This window comes from Thioclava sp. F42-5, from assembly GCF_002213195.1.
Lineage (GTDB): Bacteria > Pseudomonadota > Alphaproteobacteria > Rhodobacterales > Rhodobacteraceae > Thioclava > Thioclava nitratireducens.
In genome coordinates, this window is the sequence record NZ_NBNZ01000004.1 from 324,782 (window position 1) to 342,509 (window position 17,728).

14 protein-coding genes are annotated in these 17,728 nt (G+C 63.6%); 10 read left to right on the plus strand and 4 right to left on the minus strand.

Annotated elements, in window-relative coordinates; translation table 11 throughout:
- The first annotated feature begins 35 nt into the window (after window positions 1-35).
- The 6 genes from B6V74_RS13155 (at window position 36) to B6V74_RS13180 (ending at window position 8,068) form a co-directional block, all read left to right on the plus strand.
- Complete coding sequence (locus tag B6V74_RS13155) at window positions 36-1,757, plus strand: OFA family MFS transporter (protein WP_075777247.1); 1,722 nt, start codon at window positions 36-38, stop codon at window positions 1,755-1,757.
- Window positions 1,758-1,825: 68 nt separating this feature from the next.
- Window positions 1,826-2,710, plus strand: coding sequence for a LysR family transcriptional regulator (locus B6V74_RS13160; protein ID WP_075777248.1), 885 nt, complete (start codon window positions 1,826-1,828; stop codon window positions 2,708-2,710).
- 89 nt (window positions 2,711-2,799) lie between these two features.
- Window positions 2,800-3,276: a formate dehydrogenase subunit gamma gene (locus B6V74_RS13165; protein WP_088723018.1), complete on the plus strand. Its 477-nt coding sequence runs from the start codon at window positions 2,800-2,802 to the stop codon at window positions 3,274-3,276.
- Window positions 3,273-4,781 (plus strand): formate dehydrogenase beta subunit, encoded by a 1,509-nt coding sequence (locus B6V74_RS13170; RefSeq protein WP_088723019.1) that lies wholly within the window; start codon window positions 3,273-3,275, stop codon window positions 4,779-4,781. The genes B6V74_RS13165 and B6V74_RS13170 overlap by 4 nt, the downstream gene beginning before the upstream one ends.
- Complete coding sequence (gene fdhF, locus B6V74_RS13175) at window positions 4,778-7,672, plus strand: formate dehydrogenase subunit alpha (RefSeq protein WP_088723020.1); 2,895 nt, start codon at window positions 4,778-4,780, stop codon at window positions 7,670-7,672. The genes B6V74_RS13170 and fdhF overlap by 4 nt, the downstream gene beginning before the upstream one ends.
- 192 nt (window positions 7,673-7,864) lie before the next feature.
- On the plus strand, window positions 7,865-8,068 hold the full coding sequence (locus tag B6V74_RS13180; protein WP_088723074.1) for a formate dehydrogenase subunit delta: 204 nt from the start codon (window positions 7,865-7,867) through the stop codon (window positions 8,066-8,068).
- Window positions 8,069-8,267: 199 nt separating this feature from the next.
- Here the strand turns inward: B6V74_RS13180 and B6V74_RS13185 are convergent, their stop codons facing one another.
- Entirely contained in the window at window positions 8,268-9,269 is a 1,002-nt protein-coding gene (locus B6V74_RS13185; protein ID WP_168184227.1) for a LacI family DNA-binding transcriptional regulator, read from the minus strand.
- A 152-nt stretch (window positions 9,270-9,421) separates the two neighbouring features.
- Here B6V74_RS13185 and B6V74_RS13190 point away from each other — a divergent pair, with 152 nt between their 5' ends.
- From B6V74_RS13190 to B6V74_RS13205, 4 genes are all read left to right on the plus strand, one after another.
- Window positions 9,422-10,525: a sugar ABC transporter permease gene (locus tag B6V74_RS13190; protein ID WP_088720604.1), complete on the plus strand. Its 1,104-nt coding sequence runs from the start codon at window positions 9,422-9,424 to the stop codon at window positions 10,523-10,525.
- Window positions 10,522-11,361, plus strand: coding sequence for a carbohydrate ABC transporter permease (locus B6V74_RS13195; RefSeq protein WP_088720603.1), 840 nt, complete (start codon window positions 10,522-10,524; stop codon window positions 11,359-11,361). The genes B6V74_RS13190 and B6V74_RS13195 overlap by 4 nt, the downstream gene beginning before the upstream one ends.
- A gap of 37 nt (window positions 11,362-11,398) precedes the next feature.
- Window positions 11,399-12,685, plus strand: coding sequence for an extracellular solute-binding protein (locus B6V74_RS13200; protein WP_088723022.1), 1,287 nt, complete (start codon window positions 11,399-11,401; stop codon window positions 12,683-12,685).
- 76 nt (window positions 12,686-12,761) lie between these two features.
- Complete coding sequence (locus B6V74_RS13205) at window positions 12,762-13,850, plus strand: cellulase family glycosylhydrolase (protein ID WP_088723023.1); 1,089 nt, start codon at window positions 12,762-12,764, stop codon at window positions 13,848-13,850.
- 2 nt (window positions 13,851-13,852) lie between these two features.
- On the opposite strand, the gene B6V74_RS13210 is transcribed toward B6V74_RS13205, so the two are convergent.
- The 3 genes from B6V74_RS13210 to B6V74_RS13220 are packed head-to-tail and all read right to left on the minus strand — an operon-like array spanning window position 13,853 to window position 17,651.
- A complete protein-coding gene (locus B6V74_RS13210) occupies window positions 13,853-14,824 on the minus strand; it encodes an oligopeptide/dipeptide ABC transporter ATP-binding protein (RefSeq protein ID WP_088723024.1) in 972 nt (323 codons plus the stop codon).
- Window positions 14,821-16,707, minus strand: coding sequence for a dipeptide/oligopeptide/nickel ABC transporter permease/ATP-binding protein (locus tag B6V74_RS13215; RefSeq protein WP_088723025.1), 1,887 nt, complete (start codon window positions 16,705-16,707; stop codon window positions 14,821-14,823). Before B6V74_RS13215 ends, B6V74_RS13210 begins: the two co-directional genes overlap by 4 nt.
- Window positions 16,704-17,651 (minus strand): ABC transporter permease, encoded by a 948-nt coding sequence (locus B6V74_RS13220; protein WP_088723026.1) that lies wholly within the window; start codon window positions 17,649-17,651, stop codon window positions 16,704-16,706. Before B6V74_RS13220 ends, B6V74_RS13215 begins: the two co-directional genes overlap by 4 nt.
- Between the last annotated feature and the right edge of the window lie 77 nt (window positions 17,652-17,728).

A 17,728-nucleotide genomic window follows, 5' to 3' on the forward strand; every position in this document is an offset into this window, starting at 1 on the left:
CGGGGCGTTCTGTCAAGAACATGGGAGGAAACTAAATGAGCAACGCTTCTGGCGGGGCGCTGGGCTTTTTGCACAAAAGCCACATCGTCGCCGAACCCGGTTTCAACCGCTGGCGGGTTCCGCCGGCATCCATCGCCATTCATCTGTGCATCGGCTCCGTCTACGCCTGGTCGGTGTTCAACCCGGCTCTGACCCGCGCGTTGGGCGTGGTCGCGCCCGCCGCCGAAGACTGGTCGCTGAGCTCGGTCGTCTGGATCTTCTCGGTCGCGATCGTGTTTCTGGGCCTCGCCGCGGCCTTCGCGGGCAAGTGGCTGGAAGACGTCGGGCCGCGCATGGTCGGCGTGGTGGCCGCGTTCCTTTGGGGCGGCGGTTTCATCATCGGCTCGTTCGGCATCGCCGCGCACCAGCTTTGGCTGATCTATCTGGGTTACGGCGTGCTGGGCGGCTGCGGGCTGGGGCTGGGCTATGTCTCGCCGGTGTCGACGCTGATCCGCTGGTTCCCCGACCGGCGGGGCATGGCGACGGGCATGGCGATCATGGGCTTCGGCGGCGGCGCGATGATCGCGGCTCCGGTTCAAGGCTGGCTGTTGGGCGTGTTCCAGAAGGCCCCCGACTTCCTCGGCGCGCGAGACGCTGTCGCGACCGTGGTCGAGAACGGTCGTGTCTTTGCCGAAACCGCCGCGGGCAAGGTCGAGGTCGTGGTGGCCAGTGCCGCGCAAGCAGCGGATTTCGGCGGTCAGGCGGGTGTCTATGTCGTGGGCACCGGCAATACGGGTGCGGCACAGACTTTCATGACGCTGGGCATCGTCTATTTCATCGTCATGATCCTGGCCTCGTTCCAGTATCGCGTGCCTGCCGAAGACTGGAAGCCCGCCGGATGGCAGCCCAAGCCCGTCGCCTCGGGCATGGTGTCTCAGAACAACGTCCATATCGATCAATCACTGAAGACGCCGCAGTTCTGGCAGATGTGGCTCATGCTGTGCTTCAACGTGACCGCCGGTATCGGCGTGATCGGCGTGGCCAAAACCATGATGTCGGAAATCTTCGGCACGGTGATGCCTTTGGTGGTCACGGCAGCGTTCGCCTCGACCTATGTGCTGATGATCTCGGTCTTCAATATGGTGGGGCGCTTCTTCTGGGCGTCGACCTCGGACTACATCGGGCGCAAGGCGACATACATGTGCTTCTTCGTCTTGGGCACGATCCTGTATCTGTCGATCCCCTATTTCGCCACAGCTGTGGCCACCAACCCGTCGATCGTCTACCTGATCGGCTTCTACGCCGCGACGATGATCATCTTCTCGATGTATGGCGGCGGGTTCGCGACGATCCCGGCATACCTCGCGGACATGTTCGGAACCATGCATGTGGGCGGCATCCACGGGCGGCTGCTGACGGCGTGGTCCACCGCAGGCGTGCTGGGGCCACTGGCCATCACCTCGCTGCGGCAGATGTCGGTGACGAACGCGATCCAGGATCTGGCCGCCAAGGTCGATCCGGCGGCCTTTGCCGAGAAATTCGGCGCCCCGTTGACGCAATTGGATCAGCTGGCCGCGGCCAAGACCGTGACTATCGCCAAGCTGATGGAAATCGCGCCAGCCGGCACGATTGACCCGACCCCGTCGCTCTACAACACCACCATGTATTGCATGGCGGCGCTGTTGGTCGTGGCGTTCTTTGCCAACCTGATGATGAAGCCCGTCAAGGAACACCACCACCACGACGAACCGGAACTGCAAGCCGTTCCGGGTGAATGATGAAATGGGGCCGGGGCGTGCGTTGCGCGCCCCGGCCTTCTACGAGAGCGCCGCAGGAAAGACCGCCGATGCTGGACAAGCTGGAAATGTTCATCGCGCTGGCCAAAGAGGGGCATTTCGGGCGTGCGGCCGAGCGGATGAATATCGCGCAACCGACGCTGTCCGCCGGGATCAAGCAGCTGGAAGCGCAGCTGGGCGTGCAGCTGGTGCATCGTGGCTCGCGGTTTGGGGGGCTGACACCTGAAGGCCAGACCGCCTTGTCCTGGGCCAAGCGCATCGTCGAGGATGCGCGGCAATTGCAGGACGAGATGCGGAACAGTCGGCACGGCTTGACTGGCGAGGTGCGGCTGGCGGTGATCCCCACCGCGCAGACCTGGGCCGGGCGGCTTTGCACCACCTTCGCCAAGCGTCATCCGGGCGTGCGCTTCACCATACTGTCGCGCAACTCGCGCGAGATCCTGCAAATGCTCGACGATTTCGAGGCCGATGCCGGGATTTCCTACTTGGAAAACGAGCCTCTCGGCCGGGTCGATACCGCAGAACTCTATGACGAAAGCTATATAGTCGTCTGTGCCCGCAATTCTCCATTTGCGGATAAGCCCAAGATGTCTTGGTCCGACCTGGAAGGGCAGACGCTGGCACTGCTGACACCTGACATGCAGAACCGGCGGATCATCAATCGGCTCTTTGCCGAAAGCGGCGTGACCCCGGCGACCTGTATCGAGGCGAATTCCATCATCGCGCTGGTCGCGAGCGTGGCGTCGGGCCACTGCATGACCGTGCTGCCCCAGGACGTGGCCGAGTTCGTCGCAGGCGGAAAAGACGTCGCGCTGGTGCCGCTCGAAGGCGCGTCGCGGCCACAGAAGGTCGCGCTGATCCTGCCGCAGCGTGACCCGCGAACCCCCGTTCTGTCGGCGCTTCTAGCCGAAGCCCGGCGCCTGCCCGCCGCTTGATCCAAAATCCCTATCGCCCCACGGAACGCCGTTATTGATCAGGGCTCCCCACCGTGTGCCAACGTATGCCAAATTGGAGGACGACAGCCATGGCCCAGCCTGCCACCGTTATCGACGGCGACGAGATCGCTCGGATCGTCGACGCCCACCGCGCCCTTGAAGGGCCGCTTCTGCCGATGCTGCATGCTTTGCAGGAGGCGTTCGGGTATATCCCCACGCAGGCTCATGGGCCGATCTGTGATGCCCTGAACATCACCCGCGCCGAATTGCATGGCGTGATCACTTTTTACCATGACTTCCGCGAAAAGCCCGCCGGGCGTCATGTTCTGAAAATCTGTCGCGCCGAGGCCTGCCGGTCGGTTGGCGGCGCGGCGGTGGCCGATGCGCTGCTGGCCAAGCTGGGGCTCGAATGGCACGACACCACCGCCAATGGCGCGGTGACGATCGAGCCGGTTTATTGCCTTGGGATGTGTGCCTGTGCGCCCGCCGCGATGGTGGATGACCGGGTGGTGGGGCGCGTCGATGCCGCGAAACTGGACAAGCTTCTGGCGGAGATGGACGCATGAAAATTTACGTTCCGATGGACAGCGCGGCCAAGGCACTGGGGGCCGAGGAAGTGGTTTCCGCCCTGCGCGCTGCGGCCCCCGAGGCACAGATCGTGCGGACCGGCTCACGCGGGATGATCTGGCTGGAACCGCTGGTCGAGGTCGAAGTGGATGGCGTGCGCCACGGTTTTGGTCCTGCCGAGCCGTCCGATGTGGCGGGTATTCTGGATGGTAGCAGCGCCAAGGCGCTTGGCCCGGTCGAAAACCTTGACTGGATGAAGCGCCAGACCCGCCTCACCTTTGCCCGTGTCGGCGTGATCGATCCGCTGTCGCTGGCCGATTATCGGGCGCATGGTGGCCTTGCCGGGCTGCGCCGCGCGCTGGCGATGACCGGGCAGGAGATCGTTGACGAAGTCAAGACGTCCGGCCTGCGCGGAAGGGGTGGCGCTGGCTTCCCAACCGGCATCAAGTGGCAGACCGTGCACGATGCTGACGCGCCGCAGAAATACATCGTCTGCAACGCTGACGAAGGCGACAGCGCGACCTTTGCCGACCGCATGCTGATGGAAGGCGACCCCTTTACCCTGATCGAGGGCATGACCATCGCCGGGATCGGCGTCGGTGCCACCAAGGGCTACGTCTACCTGCGCTCGGAATATCCTGACGCGATTGCCGTGATGACCCGTGCGGTGGAGGTCGCCCGGGCCGAAGGGCTGCTGGGCCCTGACGTTCTGGGCTCTGGCCGCGCCTTCGACATGGAAATCCGCAAAGGCGCGGGCGCCTATGTCTGCGGCGAGGAAACGTCATTGCTCAACTCGCTCGAAGGTAAGCGCGGCGTGGTCCGTGCCAAGCCGCCGCTGCCCGCGCTCGAGGGATTCCTTGGACGCCCGACCGTGGTTAACAACGTCATCAGCCTCGCTACGGTGCCGGTAATCTTCGAAAAGGGCGCGCAGGCTTACGCCGATTTCGGCCTTGGCCGGTCGCGTGGGACCGTGACGCTGCAGATCGCAGGCAACGTGGCGCGCGGCGGGCTGTTCGAAACCGCCTTCGGTATCAGCCTCGGAGAGGTGGTCAACGATCTCGGGGGTGGCACTCTGTCGGGCCGTCCGGTCAAGGCGGTGCAGGTTGGCGGGCCGCTGGGGGCCTATATGCCGCTCAGCAAGTTCGACACACTGCTGGGCTACGAGGAGTTCGACGCGGCGGGCGGGTTGATCGGCCATGCGGGCCTGACCGTCTTTGACGACACCACCGACATGCTGGGCATGGCGCGCTTCGCGATGGAGTTCTGCGCCGTCGAAAGCTGTGGCAAATGCACCCCCTGCCGGATCGGCGCGGTGCGCGGTGTCGAAACCATCGACCGCATCGCACAGGGCGACGCCGACGCGCTGCCGCTGCTGGCCGACCTGTGCGAGACGATGAAGGACGGTTCGCTCTGCGCGCTGGGAGGCTTTACGCCGTTTCCGGTCATGTCCGCTGTCACCCATTTCCCCGACGATTTCGCTCGCCTGAAGGAGGCCGCCGAATGAAGGATTTCATCATTCCAGTCGACCGCGACATGGGCACGCCCGCCAGGAAGGGCAAGCCGGTCACCCTGACCATCGACGGGTTCGAGGTCACGGTGCCCGAGGGCACGTCGGTGCTGCGCGCCGCTGCCGAAATCGGCATCCAAATTCCCAAACTCTGTGCTTCGGACAATCTTGAGGCGTTCGGATCCTGCCGCCTTTGCGCTGTGGAAATCGAAGGCCGCCGGGGCACCCCGGCCTCCTGCACGACGCCGGTCGCGCCGGGCATGGTGGTGGACACCAACTCGACCAAGGTGCGCAAGATCCGCAAGGGCGTGATGGAGCTTTATATCTCCGACCATCCGCTGGACTGCCTGACCTGCTCGGCCAATGGCGACTGCGAGTTGCAGGACATGGCGGGCGCTGTCGGGCTGCGCGACGTGCGCTACAAGGCGCCGGAAAACGGCGGCTTGGCCAATCACTTCTCCGCCCGCAACACCAGCGGCGAAGCCAATCCCGAATGGCTGCCCAAGGACGACTCCAACCCCTATTTCAGCTACGATCCGTCCAAGTGCATCGTCTGCAACCGCTGCGTCCGCGCCTGCGAAGAGGTGCAGGGCACCTTTGCTCTGACCATCGCGGGGCGCGGGTTTGACAGCCGCGTGTCGGCGGGTGGCGCCGGCGATGACTTCCTGTCGTCGGATTGCGTGTCCTGCGGAGCCTGCGTGCAGGCCTGCCCCACCGCGACCTTGCAGGAAAAATCCATCATCGAGATGGGCACGCCGGATCGGTCCGTCGTGACCACCTGCGCCTATTGCGGCGTGGGCTGCTCGTTCAAGGCGGAAATGCAGGGTGACGATCTGGTCCGGATGGTCCCCTACAAGCACGGCAAGGCCAATCGCGGGCACAGCTGCGTCAAGGGCCGCTTTGCCTATGGCTATGCCAACCACCGCGACCGCATCCTCAACCCGATGATCCGCGACACCATCGACGAGCCGTGGCGCGAAGTCAGCTGGGACGAGGCGCTGACCTTTGCCGCGAACCGCCTGCGCGCGTTGCAGGACACCTATGGCAAGAAGTCCATCGGAGTGATCACCTCCAGCCGCTGCACCAACGAGGAAACCTTCCTCGTGCAGAAACTGACCCGCGCGGTGTTCGGCAACAACAACACCGACACCTGCGCCCGCGTCTGCCATTCGCCGACCGGCTACGGGCTGGGCCAGACCTTTGGCACCAGCGCTGGCACACAGGATTTCGACAGCGTCGAGCAAACCGATGTGGTGATCGTCATCGGCGCGAACCCGACCGATGGCCATCCGGTCTTCGCCAGCCGCCTGAAAAAGCGCCTGCGCGCCGGGGCCAAGCTAATCGTGATCGACCCACGCCGCATCGACCTTGTGAAATCGGCGCATATCGAGGCCTCTCATCATCTGGCCCTGACGCCGGGCACCAACGTCGCCGTCGTCACCGCCCTGGCACACGTGATCGTCACCGAAGGCCTGATGGACGAGGCGTTCATCCGCGAACGGTGTGACTGGGACGAATTCCAGGTCTATGCCGAGTTCGTCTCGGAGGCCCGACACAGCCCCGAGGCGACCCAGCTTCTGACCGGCGTTCCCGCCGAGGAACTGCGTGCTGCGGCCCGCACCTTTGCCCGTGGCGGCAACGGCGCGATCTATTACGGGCTGGGCGTGACCGAGCATTCGCAGGGCTCGACCACCGTTATGGGGATTGCCAACCTCGCAATGCTGACCGGCAATATAGGCCGTCCCGGTGTGGGCGTGAATCCGCTGCGCGGGCAGAACAACGTGCAGGGCTCGTGCGACATGGGGTCCTTCCCGCATGAGCTGCCGGGCTATCGCCACGTGAAACTGCCCGAGGTGCGCGAGATTTTCGAAACCACCTGGGGCGTTCAGATCGACCCGGAGCCCGGCCTGCGCATCCCCAACATGCTGGATGCGGCAGTCGAGGGCAGCTTCAAGGGGCTCTATTGTCAGGGCGAGGATATCCTGCAATCCGACCCCGACACCAAACATGTGGCGGCCGGGCTGGCGGCTATGGACTGCGTTATCGTGCATGACCTCTTCCTGAACGAGACGGCGAATTACGCCCATGTCTTCCTGCCGGGATCGACCTTCCTCGAGAAGGACGGAACCTTCACCAACGCCGAACGCCGCATCAATCGCGTGCGTCGGGTCATGGCACCCAAGAATGGCTACGCTGACTGGGAAGTCACGCAACTCTTGGCGAATGCCATGGGGGCAGGGTGGTCTTATACCCATCCCAGCCAAATCATGGACGAGATCGCTGCGACGACGCCCTCTTTTGCGGGTGTGGACTACGCCCTTCTGGAGGAAAAGGGCTCCATCCAATGGCCCTGCAACGAAGACCACCCGGAGGGCACACCGTTGATGCATGTCGACGGCTTCGTGCGGGGTAAGGGGCGTTTCATCGTCACCGAATACGTGGCCACAGACGAGAAGACCGGCCCGCGCTTCCCGCTGCTGCTGACCACCGGGCGCATCCTGTCGCAATACAATGTGGGGGCCCAGACCCGGCGCACCGACAACGTGGTGTGGCATGACGGCGACGTGCTGGAGATTCACCCGCATGACGCCGAGAACCGTGGCCTGAACGATGGTGACTGGGTAAAGCTGGCCTCGCGGTCGGGCGAGACGACGTTGAAGGCAAAGGTGACTGATCGCGTCAGCCCTGGCGTTGTCTACACCACCTTCCACCACCCCGATACGCAGGCCAACGTCATCACCACCGACTATTCCGACTGGGCCACCAACTGCCCGGAATACAAGGTAACGGCAGTCCAGGTCTCGCCCTCGAACGGGCCGACCGACTGGCAGGAGGATTACGCGGCACAGGCCGAACGCTCGCGCCGCATCCTGCCCGCGGCGGAATGAGTATGTGGACGCATGTCGGGGCGCCGGGCCGGGCGCCCGCGCAAAGTGGCGCTGATCCAGGCGGGCCACGGCGCGGTTGCAATCAGCTCCCAGCTCTCTGTCGAGCGGGCTGGGATCACACTTGCCGCGTTCACCCGCGGCCGGTGGCTGGCCTTTATTCCCATCCAAATCGTATCAATGAAGAGGCTGCAAATGTCGCCTGACAAGATGATCCGCATGGCGAACCAGATCGCCACCTTCTTCAAGACCCAGCCGGGCGACGATGCCCCCGCCAAAGTTGCCGCCCACATCGCCGACTTCTGGGAGCCGCGTATGCGCGTGCAGTTGCGGGACTATGCAGCCGCCGGCGGCGAGGGGCTGGACGACATTGTCTTGAAAGCGGTTCCACTGGTCTGAAAGGTCATGAATGGCGTCTTCGTCGAAAGCCGGCCTGCACCGGCTCGGCGGACGCCGGACACACCTTTGATATCGCTCCGTCAATAGGCGCCCGAAGTCGGTGCTTGAATGCCAGCTTCCACCGTCGGAGGGATGTGGCCGAGAGGGTCAGACCGAAGGGAAGGCTCCATGGAAGCGTGATGCCAGCCGAAGCGAGGCTTTAATCGGTCGTGAGTGGCGCTCTCAAATGCGACTGCCGCGCAACGAAAGGACAGGCCATGCGCTCGACGCGCGGAAGCAGGGTCGATTTCGCCCGCAGCTGCCGGGCGCACCATCGTCCCATCTCGCCATGCGGAAGAAGCACCGTCGAGAGCGCGGGCGAGAGGTGCTGCGCAATCTCCTGGTCGTCATAACCGACCACGGCGATATCCGCTCCGACGCGCACGCCGTGTTCCTTCAGCGCTTCATAACACCCGAGTGCGGTCAGGTCGTTGGCGCAGAAAATCGCCTCGGGGGGCGCATCGAGGGAGAGCAACTCGCGGGTTTCGCGGTAGCCGCCGCTCGGCATGAAATTCCCCTGTCGGATCAACTCGGGTGCAGGCTCCAGACCGCTTTCGCGCATCGCGCGGATGAAACCCTCCTGACGCTGCTCGGACGCCTCCATCCAGGCTTCGCCCGCGATGAAAGCGATCCGTCGATAGCCCTCGCCGATCAGAGCCATGGTCGCGGCGTGGCCGCCGCGCCGCTCCGCAGGCACCACCGCGCGGAACAGGCCTTCCTTGTCATGGCAATTGAGCAGCACAGCGCGATGCTTGCGAAGCGCGAGATGTGGTGACACCTCGCGCGTCAGGATCGAGGCATAGACCACCCCGTCGATCCCATCGCGTTGCCATTTCTGCAGGACCTGCTGCTCGTAGCCCGGATCGCCACCGGTCATTGCTATCTCGACGAGCGCGCCGTCGGACCAGGCCTGCTCCTGGAACGCCTCGATGGAGATGGACGCGAAGGGGCTCGTCGCGATTTCGTCGATCATGAAGCCGTAAGTCGTCGGGCGGCTGCGCGACGGCGGGCGCCCGGCAGAACGGTATCGGTAATCCAATGTCTCGGCGGCCTTGAGAACCCGATCCCGAGTCTCCTTGCCGATCCGCATGTCTTCCTGCCCGTTCAGCACGAACGATACCGTCGATTGCGACACCCCGGCTGCGAGAGCCACGTCTTTCATCGTCACTTTCGCTTTTTTTTGCTTTTTCTTTTCAGGCTCTTGCATCGGGGAAATCCAGGGTCCGAGGAAAATTTGTTGACAGGCGACGGTCTCTATCTGACATTGCTAATATTATTAGCACAAGGGCTAATGCGAGCTTTGGGAGGAGGCGCATGGCACGGCAAACGATCGGGAAACGCAAAAGGACGCTCTCGCAGCAGCAGGCGGCATGGGCGCTTCTGGCCCCATTTCTCGCCACCTATTGCGCCTTTCTCGTCTACCCTTTCTTCAAAGGCGTCTGGATCAGCCTGCATGACTGGAACCTCCTCGCAGTGGCGATGAACCCCGCGGCGGCGAAATGGGTCGGGCTGCACAATTACGTTCACATGCTCTGGGGGCGAAACATCACCTGGGGGCCGGTCTCGCACCCCCTCATTCAGCTTCTCGCGCTTGCCGTTCTGGCCGGTGCGTTTGGACTTCACCGGGCGGGTCGTTTGAGTGGCCGCAGCGCGATCCCGATCGCGATCGCGGCGCTACTCATCTTTCTCCTCCTCGGCTTCACGCCCGGTGAAGGCGGTCGCTGGTTCGATCGCAGGTTCTGGCCGACCGTTGGCAACACGGTGCTGTTCGTGGCGCTCGCAGCCCCCGGCACCACGATTGCGGCGCTTCTGCTGGCGGCAGCGCTCAATCGCGAGACCCGGATGATGGCCGTGTTCCGCACCTTGTTCTTCCTGAGCCAGGTTCTCTCGGTGACGGTCGTAACCCTGATCTGGCAGATCATGTTCTCACCTACGCAGGGGCTGATCGACAACGTGATCCAGGTATTCGGCGGGTCTCCGGTCAGCTGGCTCACGGATCCGCATTTCGCGATGCTGGCGATCGTGGTCACGACGATCTGGTGGTCGCTCGGCATCGCCATGATCCTGTTCCTCGCCGGGATGCAGGACATCAACCGCGAAATCTACGAGGCGGCGGCCCTCGACAATGCGCGAGGATGGAAATCGTTCTGGTTCATCACCCTGCCGAACCTCAAACGGACCATCACGCTCGTCGTCGTCTTGCAGATCATCCTGCATTTCCAGGTCTTCGGGCAGTCGCACCTGATGACGCAGGGCGGCCCGGATGACCGCACGCAGGTGCTGGTGCGCTACATCTACCAGTCGGCTTTCCGCGACAGCGAGATCGGGCGCGCCTCGGCCATGGCGGTCTTTCTCTTCGCGATCATGAGCGTCTTCGCCGTGATCCAGTTCCTCATCGGTCGGGAGAAAAGCGAATGACGTCGAAACGTAGCTATTACTGGCTTTGCATAGCGCTCGCCGTTCCCGCCTTTATCTGGCTCGTGCCGACGCTGTGGATGGTATCGCTCTCGTTCCAGCCGAACGAGGTTCTGGCGCGAACCACCGCTTCGACCTGGCTGGGGATGATTCCGATCCCCTTCACGTGGGACAATTACGCGAAGCTCTTTTCCTTCGGGGATACGCCGCGTTGGTTTCTCAATTCGATCGTCGTGGCGGGGGGCATGACCTTCGCGGTGCTCGCCGTCTCGACGACTGCAGGTTATGCGCTCGCACGGCTCCAATTTCGGTTCAAGACGGCCATCACCATCTTCATCCTGCTCGGTCTGATGGTGCCGGAACAGGCGATCTTCATTCCGCTCTATACGATGTTTGCCAATTTCGGTTGGCACAACAGCTATGGCGCGCTGATCCTGCCGCGGGTGGCAGTGCCGATCGGCGTCTTTCTGATGATGCAGTTCTTCAAGGCCGCGCCGAAGGATATCGAGGATGCTGCGCGCATCGACGGGGTGGGACCGTTCCAAATCTTCTGGTTCGTGATGCTGCCCCTCGCGCGGCCCGCGATGATGACGCTCGCGATCCTGACGTTTCTCTACGCGTGGAACGACTATCTCTGGCCGCTGGTTTCGGCGAGCCACAAGGAGATGTTCACCATCACGCTGGGCCTTGCGAGCCTGCAATCGAACTTCGCGCAATCGGAAGGGCTGGGCCGCGTGATGGCCTCGGGTGTGATCGCCTCGCTTCCGGTCGTCGTCCTTTTCCTGATCTTCCAGCGCTACGTCGTGCAAGCGATGACCGTAGGCGGAAGCAAGGGATAACCGGGGCGCGCTTGCCCCATTCAAACGGGAGGAAATCATGAAACATCTTGCTCTGGGCCTGGCGCTTGCGGCGGGGCTGGCAAGCCCGGCTGCGGCCGAGCCCGTCACCGTCAATCTCGCGCGGTTCTTCGGCGCCTGCGAGGATGCGGGAACCGACACGCATACCAGCGTCGGCGAAGCCTGCATCATCCAGTCGATCATCAATGCGGCCAGCCAGGAAATTCCCGATGTGACGGTGAAGACTCTGCCGACCGATTGGGGAAATTACTACGACCACGTGAAGGCGATGTTCGCGGCGGGCGATCCGCCCGATATCTTCGTCATTCACCGCTCCTCGATCCCCGAATTCGCCTCGCTGGGCGCTCTGGCCGATATCGGGCCGGACCTCGAAGCCGCGGGCATCGACACGTCCGACTGGACCGAGGGGGCGAAAAAGGCCGTGACATATGACGGCAAGATCGTCGCCGTGCCGATGGATTTCCACGCCAACCTCTGGCACGTGAACATGGACATCATGAAGAAGGCGGGCCTCGTGAAGGACGGCAAGCCGATCCTTCCCCACAGCCCCGAGGAACTGCTCGCCCAAGCCAAGAAGGTGAAGGAAGCGACCGGCAAGGACTATCTCGCCGCCGATTTCTCGCAATTCCCGATCGGTGTGCGGCTGGTCCTGTCTCTGATCTGGCAGCAGGGCTCGAACATTTTCGACGGCGATACTGCGACGATCGATACGCCCGAGGCCCTCAACGCGGTCAAGGCGATCACCCAGCTCTTCGATGGCGGCTATGCCAACCCCAAGCTGAACTATGCCGACAGCCAGCAGGAATTCCTCAATGGCAATGCGGCGGTGCTGGTCAACGGCACTTGGGTGGTCAACGAATATACCAAGCAGGCGGAGAACCCCGATACCGGGCTGAAGGACTACTACGTCTCCGATTTCCCGCAGCTCTTCGACCAGCCCGCCACCTGGGCTGACAACCACACCTGGGCGATCCCCTCGACGCTGAAGGATCGGAACCCCGAGAAATACAAAGCCGCGCTGAAGGTCGCAGCCTTCATCTACAATCACGACGCGGATTGGGCGCGCACGGGCCACATGGCGGTGCGTAAGTCGGTGCTCGAGAGTAAGGCCTATCGCGATCTGCCGCACCGTGCCGAATACGTGGGCACCGAGAAGATCGCGCGCGATACGCCGGCGTCGCCGGACTACAGCAAGATTCAGGACGCGCTGAACCGCAACCTGCAATCGATCTGGCTGACCGGAAAGGACCCGAAGAATGCCCTCGCCGAAGCGCAGAACGAGGTGCAGGACATCCTCGACCAGTAACCGGCTGCGTTCGCAGTCCACCCCCGGAGGCGTCCGACCGGCACGCCTCCGGACCTCCCAGCCCCATGAGGATATGATGAAAGACGACAGGCTTGAGCAGGCAGACCGGTGGAGCGTTGAACGCGCCTGGGCATGGCGCCGCGAGATCGGATGGCTTTGTGGCTTCAACTACCTGCCGAGCGTCGCGGTCAACTTCGTCGAGTTCTGGCGCGGCGCGGATTTCGCCCCCGAGGTCATCGAACGCGAACTGGGCTGGGCGCGCGAGATCGGGTTCAACGTCGTGCGCGTCAACCTGCCCTTCGTCGTCTGGCAGGCCGAGGGGACCGGGCTGCTCGACCGGGTGGACCGCTTTCTGGCCATCGCGGCTTCGCACGGTCTTGGCGTCATTCTCTGCCCGTTCGACGATTGCGAATTCTCTGGCGAGCCGGCCACGCCCGGGCCACAGCCCGACCCCGTGCCCGCCGTCCATAACAGTCGCGCCGTAGGCAGCCCCGGCAGAGCGATCGTCGAGGATCCGTCCCGTCGGCCCGAGCTGGAAACCTATCTGCGCGCGATCGTCATGCGGTTCCGCGCAGATTCCCGCGTCATCTTGTGGGATCTCTATAACGAGCCGGGAAACCGGATGATTTTTCGCTCCGGTCGCTATGAGAGCTATCCAGATAGGCTTGAGCAAGCGAGCCTGTCGCTGATGCGTGATTGCTTCGCCTGGGCGCGGGAGTGCGCCCCGAGCCAGCCGCTTACCGTGGCCGCGTGGTCGGTGCCTGGAGAGGGCACATCCTACGCGACGGAGATTGACCGAACCGCGCTCGCGCTCTCCGATGTCGTGACCTTCCACGCCTATGTGCCGCGCGCGAGAATGGAGGCCACGATCGCGGCGCTCAGCGCGCTGAAGCGGCCCTTGATCTGCACTGAATGGATGGCACGCAGTCTCGACAGCACGATCGCCGAGCAGATCCCGCTGTTTCGCGAAACCGGCGTCGGAGCGCTGCAATGGGGCTTCGTGCGCGGGCGCAGTCAAACCTGGCTGCCTTGGCCCGACGGTGTGTCAGGCACGGCCAAGATCGGCGAGGACGGCGCTTGGTTCCACGACCTCGTGGACCAGACTGGTCAGCCCTACTCGCCCGCGGAAATTCTGGAAATCAACGCCGCCACCCGATCAGGGTAATGTCAGAGGTGCCCGGGTGTCGGCAGGGGGTGATAGCAGGCGACCCTCTGATCGGCGCCCATTTCGGTCAGGGGCGGGGGAGCGCCGAGGCATTGCTCGCTCGCATAAGGACAGCGTTTTGCGAAGGCGCAGCCCTTCGGCGGATTGAGCGGGTTCGGCAGTTCCGCTTGGCCCTGCTCCGGGTCCGATAGCGCGCGACCGACTACGGGCGCACTTTCCGCCAGCAGCTTCGTGTAGGGGTGGCGCGGATGGGCGAAAATTTCCTCGGCCCGGCCTTCCTCGACCACCGAGCCAAAATAGAGAACCGCGATCCGGTCGCTGACCGCCTCGACCACTGCCAGATCGTGGCTGATGAACAGGTAGGTCAGTCCGAATTCGCGTTTCAGATCGGCCAGCAAGTTCAGCACCTGCGCCTGCACCGAGACATCGAGCGCGGAGACGGGTTCATCGAGGATCAGGATGCGGGCCTGCGCCGCAAGCGCGCGTGCGATGCCGATGCGCTGCGCCTGACCGCCGGAGAACTCATGCGGATACCGGTCGAGGAAATCGGCGCGCAGGTTCACGCTGTCGAAAATCTCGAGAATACGTTTCTCGCGCGCGGCGCGGTCCATTCCGTGCAATAGCTTCAGCGGCGCATCCATGATCTGCCGGATCGTCTTGCGCGGGTTGAGACTGCTGATCGGGTCCTGAAATACATATTGGATGCGCTTGCCGAATTCGGCCGGGTCCGCGTTGTCGAGGGCCGAGCCCTCGATTTCGATCGTGCCGGTGGTCGGCGGCAGGAGGCCCACCAACATCCGCGCCAGCGTGGACTTGCCGCAGCCGGACTCGCCCACGATGCCGAGCGTCTCGCCAGTCTGCACGCTCAGCGTCATCGGGTGGACCGCTTTCACGGCTCCTTTCGTGCCGCCGAACAGCTTCTTGCCGACGGGGAAGGTCTTCGACAGGTCCGTGATCTGCAGGGCGATGCTCATGCGGTCTCCTCCGCGAAACGGGGCTCGGGATAGAGGCAGCGCACGGTGCGCGATCCGGTCCCCTCGAGCAGTATCTCGCCTTCTTTGCAGGCTGGTTGCGCCTTCAGACAGCGATCCGCAAAGGCACAGCCTGCCGGCAGATTGTCAACCGAAGGCGGCAGGCCCGGGATCGCCTCGAGCTTGCGTTTGCCCTCGCCCAGTTCAGGCACGCAGGCGATCAGGCGCGACGTGTAGGGGTGGGCGGGCGCGCGCAGGATCTCCATCGTCGGTCCTTCCTCGACGATCCGGCCCGCATACATCACCGCCAAGCGGTCGCACAGCTGGGCCACCACGCCGAAATCATGGGTAATGAAAATGATCGCGAGCCCGCGTTCCCGCCGCAGATCGTCGAGCAGCGAAAGGATCTGCGCCTGCACCGTCACGTCGAGCGCGGTGGTGGGCTCGTCCGCGATGATCACGTCCGGGTCGTTGGCCAGCGCCATCGCGATGCCGACGCGCTGACGCATGCCGCCCGACATCTCATGCGGGTAGCTGTCCACGCGGCTCTCCGCATTGGGGATGCGCACGGATTTCAGGAGTTCGATCGCCTTTTCGCGCCCTTCGGATTTCGAGATCGAGTGATGGCACGAAATAGCTTCCACCAGTTGATCGCCAACCTTGTAGAGCGGGTGTAGCGTCGCCAGCGGGTCCTGGAAGATATAGGCGACGCGGCGACCGCGTAGACTTCGCAGATCGCCATAGCGCGCGCCGATCATGTCGCGGCCTTCAAGGCGTGCAGCGCCCCCGGTGATGACGCCGGGCGGTGACGCCACGAGCCCCATGATCGACAGTGCCGTCACCGATTTCCCCGAGCCGCTCTCGCCGATCACCCCGAGGCATTCCCCAGGTTTGACCGACAGCGAGACGCCCGAAACAGCCTTGTAGATGCGGTCCTTCACTTGGAATTGGGTGTGCAGGTCCTCAAGGCTCAGGATGCCGTCGGTCGGCTGTTCGGGCGCAGGACGGTCCTTGCGTTCAACGCGGGTCGCGGCCATGGGGCGGCTCAGCGCGCCCGATTTCAGCCGCGGGTCGAGCGCGTCGCGCACGCCGTCGCCCAGCAGGTTGATGCTCATCACGATGATCAGGATCATGAGGCCGGGAATGACCGAGGTATGCGGGTTGGTAATCAATGCCGAGCGCGCCTCGCCCAGCATGCTCCCGAGATCGGCTTGCGGCGGCTGCGAGCCGAGGCCGAGGAAGCTCAGGCCGGCGGTCTCGAGGATCATCCAGCCGATCGTTGTGGACATCGCGATCACGATGACGGGCACCACGTTGGGCAGAATCTCCGAGGTGATGATGCGCGCATTGGACATGCCCGCGAGCTTCGCCGCATCGACGAATTCCTTATGTGCGAGGCCCACGGTGATGCCGCGGATGTTGCGCGCAAAGAAGGGGATATTGACCACCGCCACCGCGATCAACGCATTCACGAGGCCGGGGCCGAGAGCGGCCACGATCGCCAGCGCCAGCAGGATATACGGGAACGCCATCAGCATATCGACGGCGCGCATGATGATGTTGTCGGTCCGCCCGCCATAGAAGCCCGCGATGATGCCGACCGCAGCGCCCGCGACGGCCGCGAAAAGCGCGGCGGCAAAGCCCACGGCCAGCGACAGCCGCGTGCCCCAGAGAAGCCGAGAGAGCAGATCGCGCCCCAATGCATCCGTGCCCAGAAACGCGCCCTCGGAAAACGGCGGCAGGAAGCGGTTCGCGGTGTTCGTCGCATCCGGATCGGCGAGCGGCAGCAGCGGCGTGATCAGCGCCATCAGAACCACCAGTCCCATCACGATCAGCCCCCCCAGCGCCAGACGGTTGCGCGCGAGAAGTTTGAAGAACGCGCTCATGTCTTGATCCTCGGGTCTAGAAGGCTCTGGGCGACATCGACGATGATGTTGAAGATGACATAGCAGCTGGCAACGAAGACGACGCCGCCTTGGACGAGCAGGATATCACGCTGCAAGATCGCATCGACCAGCATCCGCCCGATGCCGGGCCACTGGAACACGATCTCGATATAGACCGCGCCCGACAGCACGAAGCCCGCCTGAATGCCCAGCACCGGAATGATCGAGACCATCGCCGCACGGAGCGCATGGCCCCAGATCACGCGGCCCTCTTTCACACCCTTGGCGCGCGCGGTGCGGATGAAATCCTGCCGCAGCACCTCCAGCATGGCCGAGCGCGACAGCCGCGCCACCACGCCGATCGCCACTACCGCAAGTGCCAGCGCGGGCATCGTGAGATGATGGATCAGGTCGGGCAGGTCGCCGCCGCCATAGATCGCATACATCCCCGAGACCGGCAGCCATTGCAGGTCCACCGCGAAGATCAGGATCATCATCATTCCGAGGAAGAAGGACGGAATCGAGATGCCCAGAAGCACCACGAAGGTGATTGCCTTGTCGGCGAATCCATACTGACGCGCGGCCGAAATTACGCCTGCGAGAATGCCGAAAACCGTGCATAGAACGAAGGAGGTGCCCGCAAGGATCAGCGTGTTGTTGAACCGCTCCAGCACCTCGTCGATGACGGGACGGTTGAGCGAGAAGCTCTGCCCGAAATCGCCGTGAAGCATGTTCCCCAGCCAGATGAAATAGCGCGCCACCAAGGGCTGATCGAGGCCCAGATCGCGGTTCAGCCGCGCCACGTTCTCGGGGGTGGCATAGCTTCCAAGGATTGCGGTGGCCGGGTCGCCCGGGATCATCGCCATGATCAGGAAAACGATCACCGTGATCCCGAGGATCACCGGCACCGCCAGCAAGAGCCGTTTGAGGATATAGCTGCCCATTGGTCTCCCTTTGGGTGACGCGCAAAGGATGGAAAAAGGGGTGCGCGGGCCTGTCGTGGCCCGCGCACCCCGGAAAG

Coding starts and splice junctions, on each gene's coding strand:
- B6V74_RS13200 (WP_088723022.1), top strand. CDS start 11,399: ATGAAACATCTTGCTCTGGGCCTGGCGCTTGCGGCGGGGCTGGCAAGC.
- B6V74_RS13185 (WP_168184227.1), bottom strand. CDS start 9,269: ATGAAAGACGTGGCTCTCGCAGCCGGGGTGTCGCAATCGACGGTATCG.
- B6V74_RS13195 (WP_088720603.1), top strand. CDS start 10,522: ATGACGTCGAAACGTAGCTATTACTGGCTTTGCATAGCGCTCGCCGTT.
- fdhF (WP_088723020.1), top strand. CDS start 4,778: ATGAAGGATTTCATCATTCCAGTCGACCGCGACATGGGCACGCCCGCC.
- B6V74_RS13160 (WP_075777248.1), top strand. CDS start 1,826: ATGCTGGACAAGCTGGAAATGTTCATCGCGCTGGCCAAAGAGGGGCAT.
- B6V74_RS13220 (WP_088723026.1), bottom strand. CDS start 17,651: ATGGGCAGCTATATCCTCAAACGGCTCTTGCTGGCGGTGCCGGTGATC.
- B6V74_RS13215 (WP_088723025.1), bottom strand. CDS start 16,707: ATGAGCGCGTTCTTCAAACTTCTCGCGCGCAACCGTCTGGCGCTGGGG.
- B6V74_RS13210 (WP_088723024.1), bottom strand. CDS start 14,824: ATGAGCATCGCCCTGCAGATCACGGACCTGTCGAAGACCTTCCCCGTC.
- B6V74_RS13155 (WP_075777247.1), top strand. CDS start 36: ATGAGCAACGCTTCTGGCGGGGCGCTGGGCTTTTTGCACAAAAGCCAC.
- B6V74_RS13190 (WP_088720604.1), top strand. CDS start 9,422: ATGGCACGGCAAACGATCGGGAAACGCAAAAGGACGCTCTCGCAGCAG.
- B6V74_RS13165 (WP_088723018.1), top strand. CDS start 2,800: ATGGCCCAGCCTGCCACCGTTATCGACGGCGACGAGATCGCTCGGATC.
- B6V74_RS13180 (WP_088723074.1), top strand. CDS start 7,865: ATGTCGCCTGACAAGATGATCCGCATGGCGAACCAGATCGCCACCTTC.
- B6V74_RS13205 (WP_088723023.1), top strand. CDS start 12,762: ATGAAAGACGACAGGCTTGAGCAGGCAGACCGGTGGAGCGTTGAACGC.
- B6V74_RS13170 (WP_088723019.1), top strand. CDS start 3,273: ATGAAAATTTACGTTCCGATGGACAGCGCGGCCAAGGCACTGGGGGCC.